This window comes from Acidisoma sp., assembly GCF_035492295.1.
Classification (GTDB): Bacteria; Pseudomonadota; Alphaproteobacteria; order Acetobacterales; family Acetobacteraceae; genus Acidisoma.
Genome location: NZ_DATJJK010000229.1, coordinates 18,946 through 27,053, shown reverse-complemented (window position 1 = coordinate 27,053; position 8,108 = coordinate 18,946). Strand labels below are relative to the sequence as shown.

Below are 8,108 nucleotides of genomic sequence, written 5' to 3'. Positions count from 1 at the left end.
ATGCGGCGCGCCGCCTCCGTCAGATCCATGCCTTCGGGCCGGATATTGGAGATGCAGTTGCGGTCCGCATCCGTGCAGCCGAGCCGCGGGCCGAGCGTGAGATAGGCGCCGAGACTGTCGGGAGACGTCAGCCCCGGGCGCTCGCCGATCAGTACCAGCACCAGCCGCGCGCCGAGGATAGCCCCCACCTCATCCCCCAGCGCCACGCGGCCGCGCGGCGCGATGCAGAGAGGACCGAGCCGCCGCCCCGCCCTTTGCCATGCCGGCACAAGCAGCCCCAGGAGATCGGCCGCATGGCTCGCGATGGCGAAAGCAGAGAGCCCGCCGGCGACGAGTACCGCGATGTCCGGATCGCGGTCCAGGGGCCGCAGGGCCTGGACCGCGGCATCCGACAGGCGGCGCCCGAGATCGGGGCGGGTGAGATAGGTGTGCTGGTCAAGCGCGCGGCTTTCCACCCGCACGACCGGCAGGCCCAGCGGGCCGAGCCCCGCTTCCAGCGCGTCGAGGTCCAGGGGCGTATGGACAGCATCCCGTGCGAGCGCATGGGCCGCGCGAAAGGCGAGATGGTCCGATGTGGCGATGCCCGGCCCCACCCGCCGCAGCCCGATGCGGGCGGCCGTGAATTGGCGGAGAGTCTCGAAGCGATCCATCGCCATGCCTCAGGCCGCCGCCAAGAGACGCTGGAAGCGCTCCGGCATGTCGAGCGGGCGGATACGGCCGGAATCGTCCATCAGCCCGACACGGCTGAGCCAAACCTCGAATTCCGGCGCGGGCTTCAGGCCCAGCATCTGGCGCAGCGCCAGCACGTCATGAAAGGAGGTGCTCTGATAGCCGAGCATCACATCGTCGGCACCAGGAATGCCCATGATGAAGGTGAGGCCCGCTGCGGACAGAGAGGTCATGAGCAGGTCCATGTCGTCCTGATCGGCCTCGGCGTGGTTCGTGTAACAGACGTCGCAGCCCATTGGCACGCCGAGCAGCTTAGCGCAGAAATGGTCTTCCAGCCCGGCGCGGATGATCTCCTTGCCATCATAGAGATATTCCGGCCCGATGAAGCCGACGACGGTATTGACCAGCAAGGGCGAGAAGCGGCGCGCGACCGCATAGGCCCGCGCCTCCACCGTCTGCTGGTCGCAGCCGTGATGAGCACCTGCGGACAGCGCACTGCCCTGCCCGGTCTCGAAATACATGACATTATCGCCGACCGAGCCGCGCTTCAGCGCGAGCGCCGCCTGATGCGCCTCGGCGAGCGTCGCCAGGCTGAAGCCAAAGCTCGTATTGGTCGCCTCCGTCCCGCCGATCGACTGGAAGACGAGGTCCACCGGGGTGCCGCGCGCCATGAGGTCGATCGCCGTCGTCACATGGGTCAGCACACAGCTCTGGGTCGGCACCTCCAGGCGCTGGCGGAGATCGTCCAGCATGGAGAGCAGGTCGTGCACACGTTGCGGGCTGTCGGAGGCAGGATTGATGCCGATCACGGCATCGCCACAGCCGAGCAGCAGCCCGTCTACGATGCTGGCCAGGATGCCCTTCGGATCATCGGTCGGGTGGTTCGGCTGCAGGCGCGAGGCGAGGCGTCCGGGCAGGCCGATCGTATCGCGGAAACGGGTGGTCACCCGGCATTTCGCGCCGATCAGGATCAAGTCCTGGGCGCGGCAGATTTTCGAGACTGCGGCCGCCATTTCGGGTGTCAAGCCAGGGGCGAGGCGCGCAAGGACCGCCGTATCGGCCTCGTCCGACAGCAGCCAGTCCCGTAAATCCCCGACGGTCATATGGGAAACAGGAGCAAAGGCTGCTGGATCCTGGCCGTCGATAATGAGGCGAGTGACCTCATCCGTCTCGTAGGGGATGATGGCTTCCACCAGGAAGCTCTTGAGCGGAAGGTCGGCGAGCGCGGCTTGGGCGGCGACACGCTCCGCCATGCTGGAGGCTGCGACACCGGCCAGGACATCGCCCGAGCGGTGCGGGGTGGCGCGCGCCATCAGCGTTTTCAGATCAGGAAAGCAGTAGCGGGTCCCGCCGACGGAATGCGCATACATGCGGTCGAACTCCTTGTCCTCGATCCGATCCCGGTGCCCGGACGGACCGGGCGCCGCCTTTTCCCAAGCAGGAAGCGCGCCGTTTGCGGCGGGCGGCGCAACAGAAAGCAACATCCCGGCCGTTAACCGCTGGCCCAGGGCATGCTATGCGGTGTTCCCGAATTTCCAAAGGCCCGCATCAGCTCGTATGGTCACCCCACGGCGGACGCCCAAACTCTCATCCGTCGGGGATCAGCCGCGCCCGGGTCGGACTCCCATGGTGCCGCGCCGCAGAGCCGCGCCGCCACGCGATCGGCTGACGATCGCGGCCGGTGTTTCGGCAGCGCTTCACCTTGCGATCCTGGCTGCCTTGATCATCACCTTTCCCAACAGGACGCCGCCGGAGCCGCCGCCGACCAACGCCGTTTCGGTAGTCTTCGAGCCCGGCAAGAAAACGGCAACCGCCCCCAAGACCGCTATAAAGCAGAACCAGGTTGCTCATGAGGCCGCACCCCGCGGCCGGCCGAGCCCGACACCTCGGCACACGGTCCAGGCCGCACCGCCGCCGGCCCCCCTGCCGCGCCCCGAAATCAAAAGGCCCGAGCCACCCCATCCGGTGACACCGCCCAAGCCGGTCGCCCCACCGCGGCCGAAACCGCCAGAGCCCAAGCCCGTTCCGGCCGCGCCGAAGCCGCCGCCGGCGCTGCCCAAGATCAAGCTGCCGCCACCGCCGCCGCCCGCTCCGACCGCCCCCAAGACCCCGGCACCCGTGCCGGCGCCCGTTCCACGGCCCTCCACCATCCCGGACAACGAGCCGGCGGAGGTGAATCTCAACATGCCGCCTTTGCCTGAACTGGCGCCGATGAAGCTTCCCGAACCCCCGCCACTGCCGCCCATTCCGCCGACGCCGCAAAAGGCCGCGCCCACGCGCCGTTCCAGCCAAGGCCGCAGCAGCGTCTTCAGCCAGGGCATGATGATGAACGGCATGTCCTTCAATGGCGGCGGCAGCACCTCGGGCGGCCGCACCAAGGGCATGAATCTGCAACTGCCGTCCTCCATGCAGGCGAACCCCGGCAGCGACCTCGCCATTCAAGGCAGTCCGGGCAAGAACTGGCTTTCGGAACTGCAACAATGGGTGAATGATCGGGCCAGTTACCCTGAAATGGCGGGCGAGATGGGACAGCAAGGTTCCGTCACCGTCCGCTTCACCGTCGACCGGGCGGGTCATGTCATCAGCCTCATGATGGTGACGCCCACGGGCTATGCGCTCCTCGACCAATCCTGGCTGGGTCTGTTCCGCGATGCCGACCTGCCGCCGCTCGGGGCTGATGCAAAATCGAACACGGTCACCGTGACAGCGACCATGCACTACCAAATCATTCATTAGCGATTGACGGGAATTCTCTAAGCTTCTCTTGATAACGAAGGACAGCGAGGGCGGTCTGCAGGCCTGGAGGCTTCCCGATTTCCCGGATGGCACTCAAGCCTGGCCGCATCCTTGCCCAGCACAGGAGGGACAGGCGATGGCTGCATCGGAACTTCGAGTCTCCCAGCATGGATTTGAACTGATCGACGAGCCAAGGCTGAACAAGGGCAGCGCCTTTCCCGATGATGAACGATCAGCCTTCGGGCTTCACGGCCTGCTGCCGCCCGCCGTTACGACGATAGAAACCCAGGTCGCCCGCACCTATGCCGCCTACAGCCGGAAGGATGCCGATATCGAGCGGCACATCTATCTCCGTGCCTTGCAGGATCGCAACGAGACGCTCTTCTACCGTCTGATGGTTGACCACGTGATCGAGATGCTGCCCATGGTCTATACGCCGGTCGTGGGCGAGGCCTGCCAGAAATTCAGTGAAATCTATCGCAGGCCGCGCGGCCTCTTCATCAGCTATCCGCTGCGCGACCGCATGGACGAGATGCTCGCCTCCGTCGGCGACCAGGATGTACGCGCCATCGTGGTGACGGATGGCGGCCGCATCCTCGGCCTCGGCGATCAGGGGGCCGGCGGCATGGGCATTCCCATCGGCAAGCTCTCGCTCTACACCGCCTGCGGCGGCATCGCGCCCGAAAACACCCTGCCCATCACGCTCGACGTCGGCACCAATAACGAGGAGCGCCTGGCCGATCCGCTCTATATCGGCTGGCGCAACAAGCGCATCGAGGGGCAGGACTATGAAGCCTTCGTCGATGCCTTCGTCCAGGCCGTCAAGCGCAAATGGCCGAACGTTCTTTTGCAGTTCGAGGATTTCGCGATTGATCACGCGACGCTGTTCCTCGAGCGCTACCGCGATCAGCTCTGCATGTTCAATGATGACGTGCAGGGCACGGCGGCCGTGGTGGTCGGCACCGCGCTCGCCGCCGTGCGCACCTCCGGCAAACCCTTGCCGGAACAGAAGATTGTGGTTCTCGGCGGCGGCTCCGCCGGCTGCGGCATCGCCGAACAGCTGATTGCGGCAGCGATCGAGGAAGGCGCTGATCCCGCCACAGCACGCGCGAACGTCTACATCGTCGATCGCTTCGGCCTCATGCATGACGGAATGAAAGGGCTCTATCCCTTCCAGCAGAAGCTCGCCCGTAAACAATCCGATCTCGACCAGATCCCGCACAGCGACCCGACCCAGGTCTCTTTCCTCGAAACCATCCGCGCGGTGAAACCCACGATCCTGATCGGTGTCACCGGCCAGCCGGGTCTTTTCACCGAAGAGATCGTGCGCGAGATGGCGCGCCATGCCGAGCGGCCGATCATCTTCCCGCTGTCCAACCCGACGTCACGCGCGGAAGCGCAGGCGGGCGATGTCCTCGCCTGGACTGAAGGCCGCGCCATCATCGGCACCGGCAGCCCCTTCCCGCCCCAGGAATTCGGCGGCAAGACCTTCCCCATCGCCCAGACCAACAATGTCTATATCTTCCCGGGCCTCGGCCTCGGCGTGCTGGCCCTCGGCATTCCCCGGGTATCGGACGCGATGCTCATGGCGACCTCGCGCGCGCTCGCCGACGCGGCACCCGCCAAGACCGGGGACACGGTGCCCCATCTTCTGCCGCCACTCTCGGATGTGCGCAGCGTCTCCCGCCGGATCGCCATTCGGGTCGCTCTTGCTGCCGTCAAGGACGGGCTGATTCCGGCAATGAGCGAGACGGAGATCGCGGCGCGGGTGGATGCGACAATCTGGGAGCCAGCCTACCAGCCCTACCTGCGCGCCTGAGCCGAGCTATTCCGGCGTGAACCTATGCGCCTCGAGAATAGCCCGCGCCTGCGGGCCTGCACCGGGGCGCGGCCCCTTGACGTGCTGTGCGGCGAGTTTCGTGCTGCCGCCCGATCCGAACTCCACATATCTGCGGCTGTTGCGAATGAAAGCCAGCAAGAGCTCCTGCTCTTTCGCACTCATCACGATGTGCATGTACGCCTCCCCGTCGGCTTCGCCCCGTCATAGCGCAGTCGGTTGAGCCATCCTGCCCGAAGGCGCCCGCGCCTTGCCTGCACTCTGCCTTCCCTGCCAGATTGATCACGCCTAAGCTTCTGGCCAATCTTTTCTTTCGATCGGGAGATCTCTTCATGCGGCTTGGCCTGTGGCTGGCAGTGGCAGCGACCGCAGCCGCGGCCGGAAGCGGTTTGGCGGCGGCGCCAGCGCAGGCCGCCGAACCCTTGCCGGTCAAGGTGATGATCGTCTCGATGTTCGGGCCGGAAGGCGGAGTGTGGCAGAAGCATCTGCCGCTGACGGAAGCGATTACCGTGCCGGGTCTCAGCCCCGACTACCCGCAGGTGCATTGCGCGGCCGAGGGTGTCTGCCTGCTGACCACGGGCATGGGCGAAGCCAATGCCGCTGCCTCGGTATCGGCCCTCGTCTTCTCCGGACGGTTCGATCTGCGGAAGACCTATTGGCTCGTCGCCGGCATCGCGGGGATCAATCCCCATTACGGCACGCTGGGTTCGGCCGCCTGGGCGCATTACCTCGTCGATTGGGGCCTGCAATGGGAGTTGGACGAGCGCGAGGCGCCGACATCCTGGCCGACCGGCTATACGGGCATCAACACCCAAAATCCGGATCAAAAGCCGCCGCTGGACTACAAGACCGAGGTTTTCGCGCTCAACCCGGCACTCCAGGCTCGCGCCTATACCCTGTCGAAGGATGTCAAGCTTGCGGATACGCCTGCGGCCGCGAAGGCCCGTGCTGACTATCCGCCTCCAGGAAATGCGGCGCCCAGCGTCATCGAATGCGACACGCTGACGGGTGACACATGGTGGAGCGGCACCAAGCTTGGGGAACGTGCAGAGACCTGGACGAAACTGCTGACGGACGGTGCAGGAAAATACTGCACGACCCAGCAGGAGGACAACGCAACCTACGAGGTGCTGACCCGCGCGACGAGCGCGGGCCTCGCGGATGATCAAAGGGTCGCGGTGCTGCGCGCGGGCTCCGATTTCGATCGTGCGGCACCGGGCGGTGACAATGCAACAAACCTGCTCAGATACGCCGAGCAGGGCGGCTTTCTAATCGCGCTCGACAATCTCTACCGCGCCGGCAATCCGTTGGTGCAGGCCATCGTCTCCGACTGGCCGGATTGGGAAAACGGCGTGCCGAAGGAATAATCAGCTCTTCGCGGCCGCTGGCACCACATGCACGGTCGCGGCCGGTGCGCCGTAGACGTCCCGCGCGCGCTTGAGAAAGGCATAGACCATGCGGCGCACGGCTTCCGCGAAGACCGTGCCGATCGCCATCTGCAGCACGCGGCTGCGAAACTCGAAATCGACGAAGAAGTCGATCAGGCAACCATTCGGGTCCGGTTTGAAGGTCCAGCGGTTGCGCAAGTATTTGAAGGGTCCGTTCTCGTATTGCACGAGGATAGTATGCGGATGTTCCAGCTTCACCCGGCTCGTGAAGCTCTCCCGGAAGGGTCCGAAGCCGATGGTGAGATCGGCCACCATCTCCTCATTCGTCTGGCTTCGGATGCGCGCACCAACGCACCAGGGCAGAAACTGGGGGTATTTGCCCACGTCGGCGACCAGATCGAACATCTGTTCCGGCTGGTAGGGAACCCGCTTCTGCTCGGCGTAGCGCGGCATCAGACCACTGCAGCCAGCGGAACGGGTGCGCGGGCAATAGCCGCGACCTGTGCCTCCCGCGCGGCACGTAGCTCAGCGAAATCAGCATCTGCGTGATAGGAACTGCGGGTCAACGGGGTAGCGGAGACCATGAGGAAGCCCTTGGCGCGGGCCATGGAGGCGTAATCACCGAACTCCTCCGGCGTCACGAAGTTCGCGACCGCCGCATGTTTCGGCGTCGGCTGCAGATACTGGCCGAGCGTGAGGAAATCGACATCGGCAATGCGCAGATCGTCCATCACCTGCCCGACTTCGGGCCGGGCCTCACCCAGCCCCACCATGAGACCCGATTTGGTGAAAATCCTGGGGCTCAGCTGCTTCACCCTGTCGAGCAGGCGGAGCGACTGGTAGTAGCGCGCGCCCGGCCGGATCGTGGGGTAGAGGCGTGGCACGGTTTCCAGATTGTGATTAAAGACATCGGGGGCCGCTTCCGCCACGATCTCGATAGCACCCGGCTTGCGCAGAAAATCCGGCGTCAATACCTCGATCGTCGTGCCCGGTGCCGCTTGCCGGATGGCGCCGATCACCGACGCGAAATGCCGTGCCCCGCCATCGTCCAGGTCATCGCGGTCGACGGAGGTGATGACGACATGCAGCAGACCCAGCTTCGCCACCGCATCGCCAACGCGGTTGGGCTCGTCCGCGTCCAGCGCGTCCGGCATGCCGGTGCGGACATTGCAGAAGGAGCAGGCGCGCGTGCAGGTGTCGCCCATGATCATCATGGTCGCATGCCGCTGCGACCAGCATTCGCCGATATTCGGGCAGGCCGCCTCCTCGCAGACCGTCACGAGCTTGTGGCTGCGCATGAGTTCGCGCGTCTCGTGATAGATCGGATGACTCGGCGCGCGGACCCTGATCCAGCTGGGCTTGCTGCGCGCGACGGCATTGTCCGGGCGATGGGCCTTTTCAGGGTGGCGATGGTCGATGACGAGCCGGGTGGCCATGATCCTGTCCTTGCTGAAGGCGCCCGCAGCGGAGCGCCCGTC

The 8,108-nt window shown here is 65.5% G+C and carries 8 protein-coding genes; 3 read left to right on the top strand and 5 right to left on the bottom strand.

Going from position 1 to position 8,108, the window contains the following annotated elements; translation table 11 throughout:
• Positions 1-656 (bottom strand): ethanolamine ammonia-lyase subunit EutC (eutC, locus tag VL752_RS17315; protein ID WP_325357110.1); only part of this gene is annotated, 656 nt, incomplete at its 3' end.
• Between the two features lie 3 nt (positions 657-659).
• Positions 660-2,039, bottom strand: a complete 1,380-nt coding sequence (locus VL752_RS17310) for an ethanolamine ammonia-lyase subunit EutB (protein ID WP_325357109.1) — start codon at positions 2,037-2,039, stop codon at positions 660-662.
• Between the two features lie 256 nt (positions 2,040-2,295).
• On the opposite strand from VL752_RS17310, the gene VL752_RS17305 reads away from it, so the two are divergent.
• Positions 2,296-3,405: an energy transducer TonB gene (locus VL752_RS17305; RefSeq protein WP_325357108.1), complete on the top strand. Its 1,110-nt coding sequence runs from the start codon at positions 2,296-2,298 to the stop codon at positions 3,403-3,405.
• A 136-nt stretch (positions 3,406-3,541) separates the two neighbouring features.
• On the top strand, positions 3,542-5,224 hold the full coding sequence (locus VL752_RS17300; RefSeq protein ID WP_325357107.1) for an NAD-dependent malic enzyme: 1,683 nt from the start codon (positions 3,542-3,544) through the stop codon (positions 5,222-5,224).
• 6 nt (positions 5,225-5,230) lie between these two features.
• On the opposite strand, the gene VL752_RS17295 is transcribed toward VL752_RS17300, so the two are convergent.
• A complete protein-coding gene (locus VL752_RS17295) occupies positions 5,231-5,419 on the bottom strand; it encodes a hypothetical protein (protein ID WP_325357106.1) in 189 nt (62 codons plus the stop codon).
• A 155-nt stretch (positions 5,420-5,574) separates the two neighbouring features.
• Between VL752_RS17295 and VL752_RS17290 the strand changes: the two genes are divergently transcribed.
• A complete protein-coding gene (locus VL752_RS17290) occupies positions 5,575-6,609 on the top strand; it encodes a purine-nucleoside phosphorylase (RefSeq protein WP_325357105.1) in 1,035 nt (344 codons plus the stop codon).
• On the opposite strand, the gene VL752_RS17285 is transcribed toward VL752_RS17290, so the two are convergent.
• Both VL752_RS17285 and lipA read right to left on the bottom strand, forming a co-directional pair.
• On the bottom strand, positions 6,610-7,083 hold the full coding sequence (locus VL752_RS17285; protein WP_325357104.1) for a type II toxin-antitoxin system RatA family toxin: 474 nt from the start codon (positions 7,081-7,083) through the stop codon (positions 6,610-6,612). It abuts the gene before it with no gap.
• A complete protein-coding gene (gene lipA / locus VL752_RS17280; RefSeq protein WP_325357103.1) occupies positions 7,083-8,066 on the bottom strand; it encodes a lipoyl synthase in 984 nt (327 codons plus the stop codon). The genes VL752_RS17285 and lipA overlap by 1 nt, the downstream gene beginning before the upstream one ends.
• Positions 8,067-8,108 lie beyond the last annotated feature (42 nt).